Consider the following 21,284-nt stretch of genomic DNA (forward strand, 5'->3'; position numbering starts at 1 on the left):
AGCGCCAGTGGCGCTCGTTAAGCAGCGACCGAAGCAGAGCGTAGACCGCTTGCGACATTCTTCATCTTCGTGCGCGTGCGCCTCTTCGGCACGCGGTGCCTTTTTTTCATAGGAAGTTCCTTCGGAATTTCCTATAAAAAAAGACGAGACCGCACCTTAGCAGTCTCGCCCTTGAGTTTCTACTTACACAGCATATACCCTCTGTCATTTTCTTGTCAAGAGGATTTTCTGTTTTTATTTCTTCTTTTTCTTTCCATTCTTCTTTGTCGGCTTTTTCACGCTATAGCCAAATGTTCCGAGCAACTTACCCAGACTATAATACTGTCCGTGCACATATACGATCGGATCGGTCTTTTCCAATGCAAATCGCCCTTTCTGATCCATATAGGCATCATCTACATGAACCGCTTTTACCTCGGCAAGGAAAATATGATGCGACCCCGGCGTTTCTTTTTTGACCACCTTGCACTCGATGTTGACCGGACTCTCCGCGATCAGTGGTGCGCTCACATATTCTGCCTTTTCCGGTGTCAGATGCAGCTCTTTGAATTTGTCCACATCTTTTCCCGAACGCACACCGCAATAATCCGTTGCATACGCAAGTTTTTCCGTCGTCAGATTGATTACAAATTCTCCGGTCTCATCGATCATGTGATAAGAATACCGCTCTGGTCTCACGGAAATCGAAACCATCGGCGGGTTTGTGCAGACCGTTCCCGCCCACGCCACGGTAATGATATTCGGATTGCCTTCTTTATCTGCCACACTGACCATAACTGCTGGCAGTGGATACAGCATATTTCCCGGCTTCCAGATCTGTTTTGCCATAAGTCATCTCTCCTATAGAGTCATCTGTTTTTATTTTTGCTGCAGATAAGTTACCAGAACAGGGATCATCTGTTTCTTTCTTGATACTACACCTTTCAGGAGAATTTTTTCCGTATCTCCCGGCAGTTCAAACGCTTCAAGAACCTGTTCCTTTGCATTTTCACCACAGCAAAGGAGTTCTGTAGACTCTTCCAGAATATTAGTCATCATCAGATACAACATATGCAGTCCCTGGGTCTTTCTCGCCTCTTCCAGATATGGGATCAGACGTCCTTTCACCTCATCCAGTTCATCCTGATTCATGGATGTGATCTGTCCGACTCCAAACATGATATCTTTTACATTGAATACCTTAAAGTCCTGGAAACAGATCTCTTCTACGGATTTACCACGCAGATTGCTTCCCGCATTGAACATCTCTTTTGCATATTCTTCCATATCAATCCCGGCGATCCGCGCCAGTGCCTCTGCTGCCGCCTGATCAACCATCGTACAGGTTGGTGAACGGAACAGTAACGTATCCGAAATAATTGCAGAGCACAGAAGTCCCGCCATCTGCGGCTCTACCTCTACACCACTTTCCTGATACATCTGGTAAATGATCGTAGCGGTACATCCAACCGGCTGATTTCGGAAATATACCGGTCCGATCGTCTCCAGGCCGCCCAGTCTGTGATGATCAATGATCTCCTGTACCTCTGCCTCTTCAATTCCATTCACAGCCTGTGACTTTTCATTATGATCCACCAGAATTACCTGTTTTTTACGGGAAGTCATAAGTCTTCGTCTTGAGAGGAAACCACAGAACTTTCCTTTATTATCCAGAATTGGGAAATCTCTGTACTTCGTCTTTGACATAACTTCTTTCACATGTTCCACATAATCATTCAAATGAAAGATCTCCAGATTATCACGGCTCATAAAATACTTGACCGGAATACTCTGGTTGATCAGCCTTGCAGCAGTAAAGGTATCGTGTGGTGTCTGAATAATCACGATATCTCTCTCCTCTGCCATCTTCTTGATCGTCTTGGAAATATTGGCTCCCTGACAGATGACAAGACAGCTTGCATCCATCTCGATCGCGCACAGCTGTGACTCATAACGGTTTCCAAGAATGACAAGATCATCCTTCTCAATAAAATTCTCCATCAGATCCGGACTGGATGCGGCAATGACAACTTTTCCATTCAGGAAATAGCCATGCTCATTCCCGGAGATCAGTGTTCCGTCCAGTGTTTTGACGATATTGCGGTACTGGGTTCTCGCTGTTGCAAGGATATTATTATCGTACACTTCCATATATGACGTAGCAATATCTCCGATAGTGATCAACCCTTCCAGCTTCTCACCTCTTGTTACCGGCAGTGTCTTAATATTCTCATCTTTCATTCTTGCCCATGCGTCTTTAATGGACATGTGACCAGATACACCCTTAATATGACGGATATCCATATCTTTTACCTGAAGGTGTACATTGTCCAGAAGAGACGGCACACTTACCTGGAATTTATCCAGAACATATGCTGTCTCACCATTTACCTCTCCCGCTCTTTTCGCTATGTATTTTTCTCCTGTGATTTTATTTTTCAGATTTGCATATGCAATTGCCGAACAAATAGAATCTGTATCTGGATTTTTATGTCCGATCACATATACTTTCTTTGGTTTTTTCTGATCCATTTTATATTACTCCATTACTATCTCTTGTTCCTTTACTTTTCAGAATGCCATTTTTTTTACTGTTCGTCAACCCTTGTTCGGATAAAAGACCATTACACTAAATTTTAAACAATATCTCTACCAGTGCCTTCGGTCTGCCACCCGCTGCCGCTGTCTTCTTTGCATACACTTTTCCATAACCGGCTTCCATGATCTTATTCATGATCCGGCGCGCACTTCTGACCGTAATTCCCAGACACTCCGCCAACTGATGTGCATCGAAAATATAACTTTTTCTTACATCTGCAATGGCAATGATCTTCAGAATTGACGTTGTGCTGAGCCCGGTTTTTTCTGAAATTTCCTGTAGCTTCGGATCGGAAGAAATGAGCTGATATTCCAGCTGGATCTCCTTTCCAAGCGGTCCGTGCTGTGTCTGACCGGCATCAATCCAGAAAATCTCCTGCTTTGCATTTTTCAGGGAAAAATCCAGTGCACGTCTTGCGTTCATTTCCGCGTCATTCATCGTGCCTCCGGTTCCGATCCCTACATTCAGGCTGATTTTATTCTCCTCCTGCACTTTTTTTTGCAGATTCAGAAGCTTCCGCTGGTTAAATTCTTCTTGTACAGCCCCGGAATTGGAAAATACAATATATTCTCTTCTTCCTGATGCAAAAATTGCACCTTGAATCCCTTCTGTATATTTGATGATTTCTTTTTCAATATCTGCTTTTGCAAGCATACTTGAATAATAATTCTCTTCTCTGCTCTTATAATCCGTCAGCTGAAAAATCTCAACTGCTGCCTGCGCATATTCTGCTTCCTGAAGCGCACATTCATTTTTTAATTTCTCCAGTGCCACTCTCACTTTTGCCCTGGTCGGAGGCAGATAAATTGCATGGTATCCCTTTTCCTGCAGTATCTTATACACCCACCGAAGAGAAGTCAGTGCCACATTGACCTTTCCTTCATCCAGAAGCTTCATGTGCCACTCCACATACTGTTCTTCTTCCACTCCTGCCTGAAACGGACAGGAATAAATGTTTCTTGCCAGGATGTCAAATGCATCCAGCAAATCCTCAATGACCTGTTTTTCTACAATATCAATACTAAATGCATCCAGTTCAATATTACTTTTCTGCATCTGCAGAAATGCTCCCGCAATGCTGACTACCGATTTTTCCACCGACACATGTGGCCTAGTGAAATGATAGTTTCTCCCCACAAAACTTTCGATCGCACAGCCCGTAAACAGTACCGCATCACACTCCTGTTCACATTCCTCAATCAGCCGGTCACTTCGGTTAACCTGTTCCTCTTCATAAGAAGCTACTTCTACTGAACTGTCGATTTCTTTTATACTCTTCTTAACAACCTCACAAGATGATTTTGATCCGATAACTCCAACTTTCACAAATTTGTCCCCCGTATTGCGATCTTCTATCCAGAGAACCTGCCGTTGGCAGCTTCTCTCTATATATCTGAATAATTGCTTTAAAAAAGGAACCCCTTAAACGGGATTCCTTTTTATTATAACTCAGAGCCATCAAAAACCACAAGCTTAGAATGCTCTTTTTTTAATTCCAGATAACTTTCTTTTGTCAGCGTCGGTTTGAAATTGTCAAGAATCTGTTTTGCCTTTTTTGCGTTATCATAAAGAAGATCAATGATCGTAAGCGCCATCATCTTTGCCGGAACGATATAAGCAAGTTCCGGGTCCGCAAGACGGTAATCCTTGGAGTGAAGTCCTCCGGTTATTCCCTCTGTCCAGATGTGCATACACGGCATGATCTGAGAAAGATCCCCCAGATCTGTAGAACCTGCTGTCTCATAAAGCTCTACAAATGAATCTTTTTCCGCCCCTGTATATTCGATCATATTTTCTTTATATAATGCTGAAAGCTCACGGTTGGTATTCATCGGAAGATATCCGATCTTATCGTCAATCTCGACTTTTCCTCCGATTGCAAGTGCTCCGGCTTTTAACGCACGGTTCACTTTTTTACTGGCATCCAGCATTCCATCAATTGTGAAAGCACGTACCATGATCTGCATCTTCACAACAGCAGGAACTACATTTACCAGATCTCCGCCTTCTGTAATGATTGCACTTACACGAACCTTTTCTTTCTCCTGAAAAGTCTCACGGAGTGCATGAATGTTGTTCAGTGCCAACTCTGCCATATTTAACGCATTGATTCCTTCATGTGGTGCGAAACCTGCATGCGCAGCTTTTCCGATAAATGTTACCGTCTTTGTCACAAATCCGTTGCAGTCGGTATCAATCGTGCAATGCCTGCCATTTCCAATTTCCATCATGTGACACTGCAATGCCATATCCACATCATCAAAGCCACCACGTTTTAAATATTCCTGCTTGCCGCCGTAAAAACTGATCTTATTTTCACGGATCAGACTGTCGCGATAATCATAATCTACGCATTCTTCCGCAGGGATCGCAATAAAATCAACCGCTCCACCCAGTTCCTTCATCACTCCGGATCTTAAAAGACCAATCGCACATCCATACAGATCTGCAAGCTGTGCATGATGACCGCAGGCATGAACATTTCCTTCTGGCGTACTGTCCGGATGTTCTTTGCACTGGATACAGTCCAGCTCTCCGATCACGGCAATTCTTGTATTCCCTTTTTTCGGAGTTGAAACCTTACAGCCAGTATATGCAATTTCCGTCTCCGGCTCTTCTCCAATCTCCTGAAATGCCTTTATCATTCTTTCTGTAGTCTTAAATTCTTTGTAGCCAAGTTCAGGCGTTTTATATACATCATCACCAAGCTGAATGATCAGATCTCTGTTCTCATCAATCGCGTCCAGACATCTCTGCTTCAGTTCTTCTTTTTCCATCTATGTCGTCCATCTCCTATTCTGCACCCATCAGTCTTCTCAGTACTTTTGTCACTTTCCAGGTCTCGTCTGTATCAAGCGCTTCTTCTACTGTGTGTACATTGATCATTCCACATCCCAAAATGACGCTCTTATATCCGTGTCCCGCAAGCACATTTGCATCACTTCCGCCACCGATGATCATTTTATTTGCTGTAATTCTTTCTTCTGCCATTGCATTTACAGTATCCTGGATCAATTCACAGTCTTCTTCCAGCGACAGGACCGGGTAAGCCATCTCATGCTTCATCTCATAACAGGCTCCCATTTCCTCTACAGCTTCCTTGCAGCACTGTTCCATATGTGCAACCTCTGCAGCCAGCTTTTCCATACTGTGTGAACGGATCTCTGCGGTAAATGTAACCTCATCTGTTACGATGTTGGTTGCAGATCCACCTTCAATATGTCCGATATTAGAGGTTGTCTCATAATCAATACGTCCGATGTGCATCTTACTGATTGCCTTTGATGCCACAACAATTGCATTGATTCCTTTTTCCGGTTCAATTCCGGCATGCGCTTTCTTTCCTTTGAAAGTAATCTCAATCGCTTCCATTGCCGGTGCTTTGTATGCGAGAGTCTCTGCTCCACCGGTTGCATCTACAACAACCAATTCCTTGCATGGCAGCATAGACATATCCATGTGCTTTGTTCCCATCATACTGATCTCTTCGGAGCAGGTAAATACAAGATAAATATCTCTGTGCGGTACACCGCTTTCAATGATATCTTCTACCGCTTCCATGATTGCTGAAATTCCAGCTTTGTCATCTCCGCCAAGTGTTGTTGTCTTGTCGGTACTGATGATGTTTCCATTGATCACCGGATTTACATTTCTGCAAGGCTCAATCTGATCCATATGTGCTGCAAATCCAAGTGGACGTTCCTTCGTATTTCCTTTTACAAATGCAACGATATTTCTGCCGTTTCCACCATAAGCTTCCCCGGCATGATCTGACTGGAACGGAATGTTCCGTTCTCTCAGCCAGTTTTCTATCCAGTCCGCCATCTCTTTCTCCCCTTTTGACGGGCTGTAGATCTTGATCATCTCAATAAATCTTTCCTGTAATCTTTCTCTCGATAACATCGTTTTTCCTTTCCGGACTTAGTCCTCAAGCTCTTTCTTGTAGATAATCTTTCCTGCGAAAATAGATCCAAATACGGCTACCAGGATAACAACGTATGACGGTGTTCCAGGGAAGAAGGATAAGAATCCGTTTTTCATCAGCCAGTTCATTGCAAATGCAATAACTACTGCAACTACACCAAGCTTCGGTCTTGTGATTGCGAACTGTCCGAATACAGCTCCGTAAAGTGCCGGAAGAAGGAAGTTGAGGGCCTGCTTGAATCCTTCTGGCATCATACCGATAATTGCGTTTCCTGCAATTGCTCCGATTGTCAGAATCACAATATTTACGATGATCGATACAGCGATACCGATGGTTGATACAACAGAACCTTTGTCGCTTCCCATTTCAACACCTGCTGCTTCCTGTGCTACCGAAGAACATGGAACTCGCATGTTGGATGTATTTCCTGAAAGGAATGTCAGGTAGGTTCCCGGGATTCCAAGAATCGGGAAGTAAGAAATCGGTTCTACAATGTAAAATGCTCCACTTACACTGATCTGTGCAATTGTACCTGCGATGATTGCTGATACCGGCGGCATACATCCGTAAATGACCGAGATAACAAGTGCCGGTCCGAAACATGTAATGATACCTAATAACATGGTGATTTTCCCCCATTTGACAATATCAGGTATATAGACTTTGTTGTAGTATTCTTTATTCATATCTTTATCCTCTCATTCCTATTAAAATACAGTGTTCCAAATGTAACCAATGAGCATGCCTGAGAACATGGAAATTGCAAAGGCCCATTCTCTGAGCCATCCAATATTCTTTTCTTTCGCTACCTTTGTCAGGATCATCATAAGAATGCATCCTACGATTGTTGCGATTGCCGGTGCTCCGCCAAATGCAAACTGATTCTTTTCGTTGAAGAAGTTTCCTGATGCAAGGTTTGCAAATGCACCAAGCATCGCTCCTGCTGAAATGATCGGAACCATTTTGGAATTTCCTTTTGACATCAGATGGTTTACTTTATCCATCTTATCTGTGAAAAGGAGTGTGAAGATCAGCCATCCAAGTGAACCACAGATCATGGTCCATACACCACAGGCGAATGCAACCGGTGTCAGGTTCTCCAGTGTAGCGCCCATTGCCTGTGCGCCAAATCCGGCTGCCATTGCTTCATAGTTAACGGATCCGATGAAAGAAAGTCTCATCCATGAAACAGGTGCTCCCATTGATACGATCAGGGAGATCATTGTTACCAGGATTACAATAGATGGTCCAATTGAGGAAATGGCACTACTCTTAATTGCCATATTGATCTTTTCCTGTTCAATTCCAATCTCTTTTGCTGCTTTGAGCGACTTTCTGAAAAACAGTACGGACTGAAAAACTACGATTCCTACTGCTATTGCGGCACTCACCCACATCAGAGGGCTGTTTGCCAGTTCCAGATAATTCACGTTTCCCTTCATTTTAAATTCTCCTTTGCCTTTTAGTTTAGGACATTGTCCTTAATATGTCCTTATGTTGGTAATATACAATTTATTTTTTCTTTTGTCAACTTTTTTCACAAATTTCACTATTCAAAATATACACAAATTTTTACCACAATTTTCGTACATAATAACGATTTTTTCTCATTAAGCACAATTTAACCGTCTAACCATCTGGAATCCATACTTTTTATCTATACAAAAATGTGTTATACTAATAAACATATTGAGCATACGTTCAGAAAAATAAACTAACAGAGGTGTTAAGATGGAAAACGAAAAATTACAGGAACAGACAGAAAGCATGGCAGACTACGAAGATCATTTCGATGATGCCAATCCATGGAATGTGGTCGCACGTTATCAGGAAGAGGGAACCAATCTTCACGTAAAAGTAGAAGGAATCGTAAATGGTGGTGTCATCGCCATGGTCGAAGGACTTCGAGGATTCATCCCGGCATCCCGCCTTTCTCTTTCTTATATCGAAGATCTGGAGACTTATCTTCTAAAAGAAATTGATGTCCGCGTGATCGAAGCAAACCAGGCAGAAGGACGCCTGATCTTATCTGCACGTGAGATTTTAAGAGAACAGAAAAAAGCAGAAGATGCAAAAAAACTTGCATCTGTACAGGTTGGAAGTGTTGTAAAAGGTACCGTTGAATCGCTTCAGTCCTACGGTGCTTTTGTACGTCTCGAGAACGGTCTTTCCGGTCTGGTTCACATTTCCCAGATCAGTACCCAGAGAATCAAATCAGCAGACCAGGTACTTCACGTTGGGGACGAAGTAGATGTCAAAGTCATCGGTATCAAAGACGGTAAAATCAGCCTCAGTATCAAGGCTCTTGCCGAAGATACTGAAAACGAACAGGAGGAAGAGCTGGAACACGTAGAAATTCCGGAAACTGAAGCAATCGGAACCAGCCTTGGGGATCTGTTTAAAAATATCAAGCTTTAAAAATTATAATTTAAAAAAGGGAAGCCTGCACTTTCGCAGACTTCCCTTTATCATTGCCTGATAAGTGTCACTGACACTTTATGCGAGAATGTACCCCCCCTGTACATTCTTTTCTATTTCTCCAGTGCTTCCAGATCCTGCATCCAGACTGCCGCACACGCATCGCTCGGCATTCTCCAGTCTCCTCTCGGAGAAAGTGCCACCGTACCGATCTTCGGTCCGTCCGGCAGGCAGGAGCGCTTAAACTGCTGCGCAAAAAATCTTCGGTAAAAGGTCTTCAGCCATTTCATGATCGTCACGCTGTCATAAGTTCCTTCAAATGCAAGCTTTGCGAGCCGATAGATCTTTGACGGTTCAAAGCCAAATCTCAGAACATAATACAGATAAAAATCATGCAGTTCATACGGACCTACAAGGTCTTCCGTCTTCTGGGCGATCTCGCCATCCTTCGGTGGAAGAAGCTCCGGACTTACCGGTGTGTCAAGAACATCCAGAAGTACCTCTTTCAGCTCCTGATCCTCACAGGTATCCGCATAATACTGAACCAGATGGCGTACCAGTGTCTTCGGAACAGATGCATTGACCCCGTACATAGACATATGATCTCCATTATAAGTCGCCCACCCAAGAGCCAGCTCCGACATATCTCCGGTTCCGATGACCATGCCCCATTCCTGGTTAGCAATATCCATCAGCACCTGGGTACGCTCTCTTGCCTGTGAATTCTCATAGGTCACATCATGTACCTCTTCATCATGTCCGATATCACGGAAATGCACATGGACCGCATCCGCGATCGGCACCTCTTTCAAAGTGGCTCCCAGCTTCTTCGACATCAGGCAGGCATTCTGATAGGTTCTGTCTGTCGTACCAAAGCAAGGCATCGTCACTGCAACGATATCCTTGCGGTCTTTTCCTGCCATGTCAAACGCTTTTGCCGTCACAAGCAGTGCCAGCGTTGAATCCAAACCGCCGGAAATTCCAACGACTGCTGTTCTCGAGTGAGTATGCACCAGACGCTTCTTCAGTCCCATTGCCTGGATCATCAGAATCTCCTCACAGCGCTTTTCCCTCTCTGCCATATTCTGTGGAACAAAAGGGGTCTGTGCAAAGCTTCTGGTAAGTGCTGTCTCTTCCACACTTATGTGGAACAGTACTTTTGGAAGATGACGTTCTTCCGTTGTCTGGAAAGTTGTATTTTTTCTCCGTTCACTTAAAAGACGGAAAATGTCAATCTCACTGACGATCATCTCGTTGGCAAACCGCTTTGCTTCTTTCAGGATCGTCCCATTCTCTGCAATAATATTGTGTCCGCCAAATACCACATCCGTTGTAGACTCTCCGTCTCCGGCATTTGCATAGACATAACCTGCAATCAGTCTTGCAGACTGTCCCTTGATCAGTTCCTCCCGGTAACTATCCTTTCCGATCGTCTCATCACTTGCTGAACAGTTGACCAGGATGACCGCGCCTTCTCTTGCCGCCTCAATGCTCGGCGGGATTGGTGACCAGACATCCTCACAGATCTCTGCTGATACGACCAGATCATCCATCTCTGCCGCCTGATACAGGATCTGCGGCCCAAACATGATTTCTTCCCCTTCATAAGAAATCACTCTTGCTTTTTTCGGTCCCTGACGGAATTGACGCATCTCATAAAATTCCCCATAATTCGGAAGAAATGTCTTGGTTGTAAAGCCAAGGATCTTTCCGTCATTTAATGCGGCCGCAACATTATAAAGCTCTCCATCAATTGCAAGTGGAAGCCCAACAAATACAAGTGCTTCTGTATGCCTGGTCTCTTCTGCAACTTTTGCAAGTGCTCTGCGCACCTCTTTTAACAGTATATCCTGTGTAAAAAGATCGCTGCAAGTATACCCGGTCAGGCAAAGCTCCGGAAATACCATGATCTTTGCGCCAGCCTTCTCAGCTTCTTTCATACGTTTGCAGATTTCCTTACAGTTGTGCCAGACATCCGCCACACGAATATCAACTGTGACCGCTGCAACTTTGATAAATCCCTGTTTCATGTGTTTACCTCTTTATCTTTTTGCCTGTTTTAAAATCTGTTTCAGTTCTTCTACACTAAATGTATACGCCGTATTGCAGAAATGGCATTTTACTTCTACTTCTTTTCCGTCATCGATCATTTCCTGGATATCTTTCTTTCCGATACTGATGATGGCTTTCTCGATTCTCTCATGCGAACAATTACATTTAAACTGTGTATCCATTGTATCTGTAAATTCCACATTCAGGCCATCCAGTACCTGCTCCAGCATCTGCTCCGGTGTATGTCCGTTATCCAGCATACTGGTAACAGAAGAGATCTTCTTGATATTCTCTTCCAGTTTATCCAGCACCTCATCCGATATAAACGGCATTACCTGCACAATAAATCCACCTGCACAGTGTACAGTGTTGTCCTTGTTCATCAATACTCCAAGACCCACAGAAGACGGAACCTGTTCGCTGGTTGCAAAATAATACGTCAGATCTTCTGCGATCTCACTTGTCTGCAGAATAGTCTGTCCAACATATGGTTCTTTCAGTCCCATATCTTTAATAACATTTAAAAGACCGATTCCAACAGCTCCTCCAACATCCAGCTTGCCATTCTTAGGCGGCATCATTGCTTCCGGATGATCGACGTATCCTTTCACGTCACCTTTTGCATCTGCAGTCACCGTAATTCCGCCAAGTGGTCCATCACCTTTGATCTGAAGCGTCAGCACATCTGTCTCATTCTTCATCATGCCTCCCATCATTGCTCCTGCTGTCAGAAGTCTTCCAAGTGCCGCTGTTGCTACCGGACTTGTGTCATGTCTCTTTCTTGCCTCTTCCACCAGATTTCCGGTTGTTGCAGCAAATGCACGGATCTGTCCGTCTCCCGCAGTTGCTCTTACAATATAATCTTTCATATAACAATTCTCTCCTGTTCTATTTTCCCTGTTCTCTTGCGATCACATAAATGCGCTCGCTTGTGTCCATCGGCGCATTCTTTGAAAATGCATCGTATGCTGTCACAAATTCCAGCCCCGACTTCCGGATCAGTTCCTTCATCTCCTCCAGCGTATACGCTCTCTGATAATGCGTCTCCTCATATTTGCGATAAAGCCCACTGTCCTTATCTGTCTCAATAAAAAGACTCAGATCATATTCATTGATCTTCTCATCTTCGTAATAATAGTTGTCCCAGATAAAACTGCATTCCTCCCGGTTCTCCGCAATTGTGCGATCCCCAAGAATCTCTTCATACTTGTAACGTGTATTAAAATCAAAAATAAAAACACCTTTCGGATCCAGATAATTGTTGACCAGGCGGAATACTTCCTGAAGTTCTTCCGGCTCTGTAATATAATTGACTGAATCACAGACACTGATGACAGCTCTTACCGTACCATACAGTTCGAACTCTCTCATATCCTGCAGAAGATACAGAATATCATGACCGGATTTGTCTCGTTTCTCCATTGCGATCTCCAGCATCTCTTCCGCATTGTCCGCACCAATCATATCATATCCTGCCTTTGCAAGCAATTCTGTCATGTTCCCGGTACCGCACCCCAGATCCAGTACCAGTCCATCCCTGACACCATATTCTCTCATAAGACCGGTGAGATATTCACACCATTCTTCGTAGGGAATATTATCCATGAAGGTATCATATACACGTGCAAAGCTTGTATACGCTTCCATACTCTGTTGTTCCTCTCTTTCGATTCGCCATCAATGCCCATAAGCAGCACTGACCGATGTCCACGGACCACTCCGCTGCGCATCCTGACATCCAGATTATTTTATAGTATAACACAGGATTTTCCTCTAGGAAAGTCATATTCTGATGAGAACTTTTCCCTTTTGGAATTTTCTTTACTGTTCACAGTACCTGTGACCAGTAACGCATTTTCTTTTTCAGACACAAAAAGAACCAGGGGAAATTCCCTGATTCTCTTCGTATTTTTTAGAATCCCAGTTCTTCATTCACCAAAATCACTTTTATTCTGTTTGGAACATGGCTGAATCTTGTAATCAGTGTCTGACAGCAGATACTTTTCGGAGATTTACAGTTGGAACAGACACCTGTCTTCGCACACGGAAGCCCTTCAAAACGCTGTCCGTTAATCGGAGCTGCCACATACTTTGCACGGGCATATGCATCCTCTGCACTTCTTACAATTTTATTCATACCAACAATCATCAGAACATTTTCCGGTCCGTAAGAAATAGCTGCCACACGGTTTGCATTTCCATCTATATTGACCAGTATCCCATCTTCCGAGATTGCATTACAGCTTGCCAGAAAATAATCGCAGTTAAGTGCCTGATGCATCATCTCTGCTTTTTCCTCCGGTGTCGCACACAGATCTCTGTCCAGCACTTTATAATTTCCTTTATGAAGTGCTTCAGGAAGACCAATTGCCTTAATGCTCATAGACCCTCCCCAACTGATGCTGCTTCCTTCCGGAATCAGCTCCAGTGCAAGGGCAAGTGCCTCTTCTTTGGTCTGTACATAATGTCCCTCCATCTGACGGGACTTCAAATTCTTTATCACCTGCTCAGCGAGCAGATCATTTCGCTTTGTAACGAATTTATCCATTATTCAACCACCTGGATCCATCCTTCCGGTGCTTCGATGTGTCCCATCTGAATTCCGGTAAGTGTTTCATATAATTTCTTGATAACAGGTCCCATCTCATCCATTCCGCTTGGGAAGCAGATTTCTTTACCATGATCTACAATCTTTCCAACCGGTGATATAACTGCTGCTGTTCCGCAAAGTCCGCATTCTGCAAAGTCTTTTACTTCATCAAGATATACTTCTCTTTCTTCTGTCTCAAGTCCAAGATAATGTTCTGCCACATAAAGAATAGAACGTCTTGTAATAGATGGAAGGATACTGTTTGACTTCGGAGTAACTACTTTACCATCTTTTGTGACGAAGATGAAGTTTGCTCCACCTGTCTCTTCTACTTTTGTTCTTGTTGCTGCATCCAGATACATATTCTCTGCATAGCCTTCTTCATGTGCTGTTACAATTGCATGTAAGCTCATTGCATAGTTAAGACCAGCTTTGATATGTCCTGTTCCATGCGGTGCTGCACGGTCAAAGTCTGAGACTTTAATTGTGATCGGCTTTGCGCCGCCCTTGAAATATGGTCCTACTGGTGTTACAAATGCACGGAACTGATATTCGTCAGCAGGTTTAACTCCGATAACCGGATTGCTTCCGAACATATATGGACGGATATAAAGGGACGCTCCTGATCCGTAAGGTGGTACATAAGCCGCATTAGCTTTTACTACCTGTACGATTGCATCTACAAAACGGTCTTCCGGAAATACCGGCATCTCAAGTCTTCTTGCGGAATCAGCAAATCTCTTTGCGTTCATATCCGGGCGGAATACAACGATGCGTCCGTCTTCTGTTGTGTATGCCTTCATACCTTCAAATACTGACTGGGAATACTGCAGAACACCTGCACACTCATTCAATACAATGTTGGCATCTTCTGTCAGGCATCCATCATCCCACTTTCCATCTTTGTAATTTGAAACATATCTCTTTTCGGTCGGGATATAACCAAATCCTATGCTTGACCAGTCAATCTGTTTCTTTTCCATTGTAATTCCTCCATTCCCTTGTTGCTTCTTACAGTAACATATATCTAAATTATAATTTTTGCTTCCCGTATTTTAAATCCTACGGATTACATATCGCTATTATATTACTTCTGTTTTTCAAATTCAAGAGTGCGCTCTGTTTTTTTTGATTTTTTTATCTTTTTGGCATTGTGATCGCTTCAATCCCCACACTTCCGCCTCTTACAACTTCAATTGAATTGAATTCAGAACGTAGAAACTGGATGATCGCTGTATTTTTATGTGCCGTGTGTACAAATTCAAGAAGCACACTGTCTTTTCCATAATCACGTACCTTTGCCTGATAGGTCTGCGCGATTTGGAAAAGCTCTGTCTTATCTTCCGGTGTACAGTTTTTTACCTTGATAAACATCAGCTCCTGCATAACAACAGATACTTCTGTAAAATCAATGACTCTGATGACTTCAACCATACGGTTCAGCTGTTTTTTGATCTGCTCATAAGTCTCTTCATCACTGTTCGTCTCAATCGTCATTCTGGAGATAGTCGGATCTTCTGTTCTACCTACCGTCAGACTCTCCAGATTATAGGATTTACCGGAAAAGAGTCCGGAAATCTTTGACAGTACACCAACCTGATTTTCCACATATAAGGAAATCCATCTTTTTTTCATTGTATTATCCATCTTCACCTCTCCTCTCCATTAATCCATCAAAAGATCTTCCAGGGTTCCGCCCGGACGTACCATCGGATAAACCTGCACTTCCGGATCCAGCATGAATTCGATCAGAGTCGGCACCTTCAGTGCACGGTTTGCTTTTGCCTGTTCAAATGCTGCTTTCATCTCGGATTTTTCGGTTACACGGATTCCCTTTGCCCCATAGCTTTCTGCAAGTTTTACAAAATCCGGCGTATATTTCGGTGGATGCTCTTCTCCACGTCTTGTCGCTGCGCCTGCACGAAGATCCGTCATAGAATAGCGTTTTCCATAGAAAAGTTTCTGCCACTGGCGAACCATTCCAAGATAGGTATTGTTAAATACACAGAGGATCAAAGGAAGTTCTTCCAGCACTGCTGTTGCAAATTCCTGAATATTCATCTGCATACCGCCATCACCGGAAATTGCAATTACCGTACTGTCCGGATTGCCAATCTGCGCTCCGACTGCTCCCGGGAATCCATATCCCATGGTTCCAAGTCCGCCGGACATATAAAGTCTGGTCTTTTCATTCACTTCCAGATACTGGGATGTGAACATCTGATGCTGTCCTACATCTGTCACAACAATCTTGTCATCCTCTTTAAACACTTCATTGATCGTCTCCAGAATATCCTGAGCCTGCATCTGGTCTCCCTTTGGTTTCATCCTAAGCGGATGCTCCTCTTTCCAGCCTTCGATCTGTTCCATCCAGCTTTCTTTTTTCTCCATTGGTTCTACATATTCCAATAATTTTTCAATTGCTTCTTTTGCATCCGCAACGATCGGAATATCTACCTGAATGTTACGTGAGATGGAGGAAGTATCAATGTCGATATGTACGATCGTAGCCTTCGGTGCAAATGCATGCAGTTTTCCGGTGATACGATCGTTAAATCTGGTCCCGATCGAGAACAGCAGATCACATTCTTCCACTGCCATATTGGATGCATATGCACCGTGCATCCCCAGATTACCGATAAAAAGCGGATGCGTTGTCGGAATCGCACCACGTCCCATAATCGTTGTCACAACCGGGATCTGGGTACGTTCTACAAGTTCGGTAAACGCCTTATTCGCTCCTGCAATATTTACCCCACCACCGGCAAGGAACAACGGTTTCTTTGCTTTTCCAAGCATCTTGACTGCTCTCTTAAGCTGTCCGATGTGAACGCCGGTACTCGGCTTATATCCGCGGATATTGACTGTCTCCGGATAATTCGGGCTTCCAAGCTCTGCCATTACATCTTTCGGGAGATCCACAAGAACCGGACCCGGACGTCCGCTGCGCGCAATATAGAATGCCTCTTTGATGATTCTTCCAAGATCTTCTCTCTTTCTTACTGTCACACCGTATTTTGTGATACTTCTTGTAATACCTACAATATCAACTTCCTGGAATGCATCATTTCCGATCAGATGTCTCGCAACCTGTCCGGTAAAACATACCAGCGGTACACTGTCATAATTTGCCGTTGCAATTCCTGTCACCAGATTGGTTGCACCCGGTCCGCTTGTTACCAGACATACCCCGACTTTTCCTGTTGATCTGGCGTAAGCATCTGCAGCATGGACAAGTGCCTGTTCATGACGCGGAAGTACAACTTTTGTGTAATCCTGTTTGTAAATTTCATCACTGATATCAATTGTACAGGCTCCCGGATATCCAAAAAGGATATCTACCCCCTCCTCTTTTAATGCTTTTACAAGTAATTTGTTCCCTGATATTTTTTTCATAAATCTACCTCCATGAATTTTCTATACAGATGATCGCCAAATTTTTATCATAGTCATATAGAATAACAAACGCCCTAAACGGCTGACCGTTCAGGGCGAATATAAAATCCGTGTTACCACCTGTCTTCAGAGAAGCTGCTTCTCTGCTCTCACGCAAGTACAGAACCATAGAAATGTTCGATACTATTCCCCTGTAACGTAGGGCCTACGTCGAAGTCTACTTGAGAAATTCCCGTTCGGTCCGCTGCTCAAAGGCTACTTCTACAATCCCTTCATGAAGGCTTACACCGTCCGCCTTCTCTCTTTGCTTCCGAAGATTATATACTCCTCCTTGTCATAGCATTTCTTCTATTGTCTCATCGATTACATTTATTATAATGAGTGGTCTATTGATTTGTCAATGATACATTTCGCAAATTTTATTGATCTATTTTATTCTTTCATATTTTGCAAATACATACTCAAGATCGAAATATGTCTGTTCATCCGTCTCAGCTGTTTTTTGCCAATCCGGATCCTTTTCCAGATCCGGGAACCAGGTATCTGCCTCATATACATGATCTGTCCGTGTAACATACGCTATATTACAATACGGAAGCATTGCACGGTAAATACTTTCTCCGCCGATCACAAAGACTTCTCCTTTGTGCTTTTTACATTCCTGCATTGCCTCTTCCACACTGTGTACCACGATCGCATCCTTCACCTGATAATCCGGATTGTGGGAAATCACGATATTAACCCGGTTGGCAAGCGGACGCCCCTGCGGAAAGCTTTCCAGTGTCTTTCTTCCCATCACGACAATATTGCCTTCTGTCATCTGACGGAAGTATTTCATATCTGCCGGGATTCGTACAAGCAGACTGTTATTCTTTCCTATTGCCCAGTTTTTATCTGCATTTACAATAATGTTCATCGTATCTGTCTCCTTTTCTAAACCGCGATCGGAATATTTTTGATCTGCGGTCCTGTCACATAATCGTCTAATCTTACGTCATCCGGTGTAAACTGATAGAAATCTTTCACTTCCGGATTCAGCCAGAATTTCGGTGCCGGGTGCGTCTCTCTTGAAATCAGTTCCTCGATCAGCGAAATATGCCTGTCGTAAATATGTGCATCTGCGATCACATGTACAAATTCGCCCACCTGCATATCGCATACCTGCGCGAGCATATGAAGTAGCACAGCATACTGGCATACATTCCAGTTATTTGCCGCCAACACATCCTGGGAACGCTGGTTCAGGATTCCGTTCAGTGTCAGCTTGTCGCTGCCTTTTTCTTTTGTCACATTGAACGTCATACTGTATGCACACGGATACAGATTCATCTCATGAAGATCTTGATGTACATAGATATTCGTCATGATCCGGCGGCTGTAAGGATTATTCTTCAGATCATAGAGTACACGGTCTACCTGATCCATCATTCCTTCTTTGTAGACATGCTTTACGCCCATCTGATAGCCGTATGCCTTCCCGATCGATCCATCTTCATCTGCCCAGCTGTCCCAGATGTGACTGTTCAGATCATGGATATTATTGGATTTTTTCTGCCAGATCCACAAAAGCTCGTCCGTACAGCTTTTGATCCCGGTTCTTCTGAGTGTCAGTGCCGGGAATTCTTTTCGCAGATCATACCGGTTCACCACACCAAATTTTTTTACAGTATACGCCGGAGTCCCGTCTTCCCATCTCGGACGTACCTTTTCTCCTTCTGTGCTGGTTCCATTATCAATGATGTCCCTGCACATCTCTATAAAAACTTTGTCTGCATAACTCATACCTGATTGCTCCTTTTTCCAATGCTGTGCCTTTTAATATTCTCTGATAATGCTGCTGATCTCACTTACGATCGGCATTTCTTTTAATTCCTCCAGTGCATCCTGAAGATGGTATTCCTTGACTGCGGATGTCCCGATGACAAGTTCTGCCTTTGCCGCTTTTGCCTGTTCCTGGATCACACGTTCGATACTTACCTTATGATCTCCGAATACTTTCGCGATTGCTGCCAGTACTCCCGGTTCATTACTCACCTGCATACGGATAAAGAAACGATTCTTGACGTCCGCAAATTCCTTGATCGGAAGCTCTTTGTATGCGCTCCATCCGATTCTTCCGGTACAGTTCCATACAATATTTCTTGTAACATCCATCACATCTCCGACAACTGCACTTGCGGTCGGCAGTTCTCCTGCTCCTCTTCCATAGAACATGGTATCCCCAACTGCATCTCCGTGTACAAAAACAGCATTAAAGGAATCTCTTACGGTAGCGAGCGGATGTTTCTTATCGATCATCATCGGATAAACACCTGCTTCAATTCCATTAGATGTATTTCTCGCAATACCGATCAGTTTGATCACATTTCCCATCTCTTTTGCGTAATTTACATCTGCTGCTGTGATCTTTGTGATTCCCTCCGTATAGACATCCGAAAATTTCACCTGTGAATGGAATGCTGACGTAGCCATGATTGCCACCTTACGTCCTGCGTCCAGGCCTTCCACATCTGCCGTCGGATCCGCTTCTGCATAGCCAAGCTCTGTCGCCTTTGCGAGTGCTTCTGTGAAATCCATTCCATCTTCAAACATCTTTGTCAGGATATAGTTAGTCGTACCGTTGACAATTCCCATGATCTCATCGATCTGGTTGCCTTCCAGGCACTGCTTAAGCGAACGGATGATCGGGATTCCTCCTGCTACCGCTGCTTCAAACAGGAAATCAGCGCTACCTTCTTTCGCAGCGTCATAGAGTTCCTTTCCATATTCTGCGATCAGATCCTTATTTGCACTTACTACATTTTTCCCTGCTTTCAGTGCTTCTGTGATCATCGTTTTCGCTGGCTCAATTCCGCCCATCACCTCGATCAAGATTTGGATTTCATCATCTTCTATAATCTCTTTCCACTGATCTGTCAGCAGATTCTGATCTACACCCTGTCTTACTTTTTTCATGTTGTGTACCAGGATTTTCTTTATTTCAAGAGCGGCGCCGGTCTTCTGCTGCATCTCTTCACTGCGGCGTCCAATCAATTTATAAACACCTGTTCCGACTGTTCCAAGTCCAAGTAATCCTACTTTGATTGTCTTTGTATCTGTCATGTCTTCGCGTCCTCCTAATCTATAGTAAATCCATTTTATTCTAGCACTTTTTTGTAAATATTCAAAGAACTTTCTTGACATCTTTTGGGGACGTGATAACATTATAAATGTATGATTCTATGTATTTAAGGACGTGAATGTTAAACATAATTTTTAACATTTACATCATTTAATAAGGGAGTAGATACATATTAAAAAACCAAAGAGGAGAGATAAATCATGCAGTGCCCGATTTGTAAAAAGGATCTTGAGATCAAGAACAAAAAAATAGGCGAAAATGAAGCCGGTGAAGCAATCTACAATGAATTCGCAATCTGCCGCGACTGTAAAAAGCAGTGGAATTTAGATAAACAGCGTGAAAAGAAGAAAAAGCTTGCAAAAGAAGCATTGGCTGAAAAACCAGTTGGAGCCGATAAGGCTGCAGAAAAACCACGCAAAAAGCGTCCGACTGCCGAAGGAGAAAGAACTTCTGCCGAACGTCCAGCCCAGCCAAAGAAAAAGAAAAAACATCCGGTATCTCCGGAAAACGTCGAAAAGCGGACCGCTTCTCCTGCTAATCCGGAAGTACCGGCTCATCCGAAGAAAAAACGTCCGAACCCGGCTACTGAAGGAGAAAGACCGGTAAGAAAACCTCGTCCGAAGACAGAAGGTTCTTCCGAAGAACAGCCATCCAGACCGCATCCAAAGAAACGCTCTGTTACTTCAGACCGTCCACTTCTCAAATATGCAGAAGGTCAGGAAGGAAGCCGGGAAGAAGTTCGTCCACGTCCGAAAAAGAAACGTCCGGAAGAAGCCAAACCGGTACACGCAATTGACAATTCCAGCACACGTATCATTTCTGATGAAGAGGATGAACTTAAAATTGCAGCACCTGATTTTTCCATTCCAGAGGAGGAAAAAGAACAGACCTATTCTAATATTCCACCAAAACATGTCCGTGAAAAACGTGAACAGGAAATGCGTGAGAACTATCAGAATATGTTAGACGAAGAAGATGACGATGATGAAAGACATTTTCCTGTTGTACTTGTTGTAATCCTTATCTTCCTGATCATCGCAGCTGCTGCATTTGCAGGATACTGGTTCTTCCTGAAATAAAAAAGAATAGTTATGATGAAAGACTGGCGCGATGCCAGTCTTTTTTACGTTAGTAATAAGCCAAGGTTTCGTGTGAACACGAACCCCCGGCAAACGTACACCATCTCGCTTAGCAGCTCGATGAT

At 43.6% G+C, this 21,284-nt stretch carries 19 protein-coding genes and 1 other annotated feature; of the genes, 2 read left to right on the plus strand and 17 right to left on the minus strand.

Features of this window, described 5'->3' with window-relative positions; all coding sequences use genetic code 11:
* Window positions 1-234: 234 nt before the first annotated feature.
* The 7 genes from PGZ10_RS14800 to PGZ10_RS14830 form a co-directional block, all read right to left on the minus strand.
* On the minus strand, window positions 235-828 hold the full coding sequence (locus tag PGZ10_RS14800; protein WP_022221152.1) for a flavin reductase family protein: 594 nt from the start codon (window positions 826-828) through the stop codon (window positions 235-237).
* A gap of 30 nt (window positions 829-858) precedes the next feature.
* Window positions 859-2,511, minus strand: coding sequence for a putative manganese-dependent inorganic diphosphatase (locus PGZ10_RS14805; RefSeq protein WP_270541717.1), 1,653 nt, complete (start codon window positions 2,509-2,511; stop codon window positions 859-861).
* A 97-nt stretch (window positions 2,512-2,608) separates the two neighbouring features.
* Complete coding sequence (locus tag PGZ10_RS14810) at window positions 2,609-3,904, minus strand: GTP cyclohydrolase IIa (protein WP_270202775.1); 1,296 nt, start codon at window positions 3,902-3,904, stop codon at window positions 2,609-2,611.
* Between the two features lie 116 nt (window positions 3,905-4,020).
* Window positions 4,021-5,355, minus strand: a complete 1,335-nt coding sequence (locus tag PGZ10_RS14815) for an amidohydrolase (protein WP_270541718.1) — start codon at window positions 5,353-5,355, stop codon at window positions 4,021-4,023.
* A 16-nt stretch (window positions 5,356-5,371) separates the two neighbouring features.
* Window positions 5,372-6,481, minus strand: a complete 1,110-nt coding sequence (locus PGZ10_RS14820; RefSeq protein WP_008369593.1) for a M20/M25/M40 family metallo-hydrolase — start codon at window positions 6,479-6,481, stop codon at window positions 5,372-5,374.
* A gap of 18 nt (window positions 6,482-6,499) precedes the next feature.
* Window positions 6,500-7,189 (minus strand): hypothetical protein, encoded by a 690-nt coding sequence (locus PGZ10_RS14825; RefSeq protein ID WP_117558936.1) that lies wholly within the window; start codon window positions 7,187-7,189, stop codon window positions 6,500-6,502.
* A 21-nt stretch (window positions 7,190-7,210) separates the two neighbouring features.
* On the minus strand, window positions 7,211-7,945 hold the full coding sequence (locus PGZ10_RS14830) for a DUF5058 family protein (RefSeq protein WP_117558938.1): 735 nt from the start codon (window positions 7,943-7,945) through the stop codon (window positions 7,211-7,213).
* A gap of 289 nt (window positions 7,946-8,234) precedes the next feature.
* Between PGZ10_RS14830 and PGZ10_RS14835 the strand changes: the two genes are divergently transcribed.
* Window positions 8,235-8,921: a S1 RNA-binding domain-containing protein gene (locus PGZ10_RS14835; RefSeq protein WP_118218040.1), complete on the plus strand. Its 687-nt coding sequence runs from the start codon at window positions 8,235-8,237 to the stop codon at window positions 8,919-8,921.
* 113 nt (window positions 8,922-9,034) lie between these two features.
* Here PGZ10_RS14835 and PGZ10_RS14840 read toward each other — a convergent pair whose 3' ends face one another.
* The 10 genes from PGZ10_RS14840 to PGZ10_RS14885 form a co-directional block, all read right to left on the minus strand.
* On the minus strand, window positions 9,035-10,951 hold the full coding sequence (locus PGZ10_RS14840; protein WP_270541719.1) for an NAD(+) synthase: 1,917 nt from the start codon (window positions 10,949-10,951) through the stop codon (window positions 9,035-9,037).
* Window positions 10,952-10,963: 12 nt separating this feature from the next.
* Window positions 10,964-11,842, minus strand: coding sequence for an Hsp33 family molecular chaperone HslO (hslO, locus tag PGZ10_RS14845; protein ID WP_008369602.1), 879 nt, complete (start codon window positions 11,840-11,842; stop codon window positions 10,964-10,966).
* Window positions 11,843-11,861: 19 nt separating this feature from the next.
* Complete coding sequence (locus PGZ10_RS14850) at window positions 11,862-12,644, minus strand: class I SAM-dependent DNA methyltransferase (protein WP_270541727.1); 783 nt, start codon at window positions 12,642-12,644, stop codon at window positions 11,862-11,864.
* Window positions 12,645-12,885: 241 nt separating this feature from the next.
* Window positions 12,886-13,521 (minus strand): lactate utilization protein, encoded by a 636-nt coding sequence (locus PGZ10_RS14855; protein ID WP_022221141.1) that lies wholly within the window; start codon window positions 13,519-13,521, stop codon window positions 12,886-12,888.
* On the minus strand, window positions 13,521-14,546 hold the full coding sequence (locus tag PGZ10_RS14860; RefSeq protein ID WP_008369610.1) for a branched-chain amino acid aminotransferase: 1,026 nt from the start codon (window positions 14,544-14,546) through the stop codon (window positions 13,521-13,523). The genes PGZ10_RS14855 and PGZ10_RS14860 overlap by 1 nt, the downstream gene beginning before the upstream one ends.
* 154 nt (window positions 14,547-14,700) lie before the next feature.
* Complete coding sequence (gene ilvN, locus PGZ10_RS14865) at window positions 14,701-15,210, minus strand: acetolactate synthase small subunit (protein WP_022221140.1); 510 nt, start codon at window positions 15,208-15,210, stop codon at window positions 14,701-14,703.
* Between the two features lie 18 nt (window positions 15,211-15,228).
* Window positions 15,229-16,959, minus strand: a complete 1,731-nt coding sequence (gene ilvB, locus PGZ10_RS14870; RefSeq protein WP_008369614.1) for a biosynthetic-type acetolactate synthase large subunit — start codon at window positions 16,957-16,959, stop codon at window positions 15,229-15,231.
* An 88-nt stretch (window positions 16,960-17,047) separates the two neighbouring features.
* Window positions 17,048-17,306 (minus strand) — a binding site (T-box leader).
* A gap of 80 nt (window positions 17,307-17,386) precedes the next feature.
* Window positions 17,387-17,875, minus strand: a complete 489-nt coding sequence (locus PGZ10_RS14875) for a dihydrofolate reductase (RefSeq protein WP_008369618.1) — start codon at window positions 17,873-17,875, stop codon at window positions 17,387-17,389.
* A 17-nt stretch (window positions 17,876-17,892) separates the two neighbouring features.
* Window positions 17,893-18,741 carry a thymidylate synthase gene (gene thyA / locus PGZ10_RS14880; RefSeq protein WP_008369620.1) on the minus strand — a complete coding sequence of 283 codons (849 nt, stop codon included), beginning with the start codon at window positions 18,739-18,741 and terminating at the stop codon, window positions 17,893-17,895.
* Between the two features lie 33 nt (window positions 18,742-18,774).
* Window positions 18,775-20,061: a homoserine dehydrogenase gene (locus tag PGZ10_RS14885; RefSeq protein WP_270541721.1), complete on the minus strand. Its 1,287-nt coding sequence runs from the start codon at window positions 20,059-20,061 to the stop codon at window positions 18,775-18,777.
* 219 nt (window positions 20,062-20,280) lie between these two features.
* Between PGZ10_RS14885 and PGZ10_RS14890 the strand changes: the two genes are divergently transcribed.
* Complete coding sequence (locus PGZ10_RS14890) at window positions 20,281-21,159, plus strand: hypothetical protein (RefSeq protein WP_270541723.1); 879 nt, start codon at window positions 20,281-20,283, stop codon at window positions 21,157-21,159.
* The last annotated feature ends 125 nt before the right edge of the window (window positions 21,160-21,284 follow it).

Origin of the sequence: Coprococcus sp. AF102-57, assembly GCF_027686195.1 — a bacterium.
Lineage (GTDB): Bacteria > Bacillota > Clostridia > Lachnospirales > Lachnospiraceae > Allocoprococcus > Allocoprococcus comes.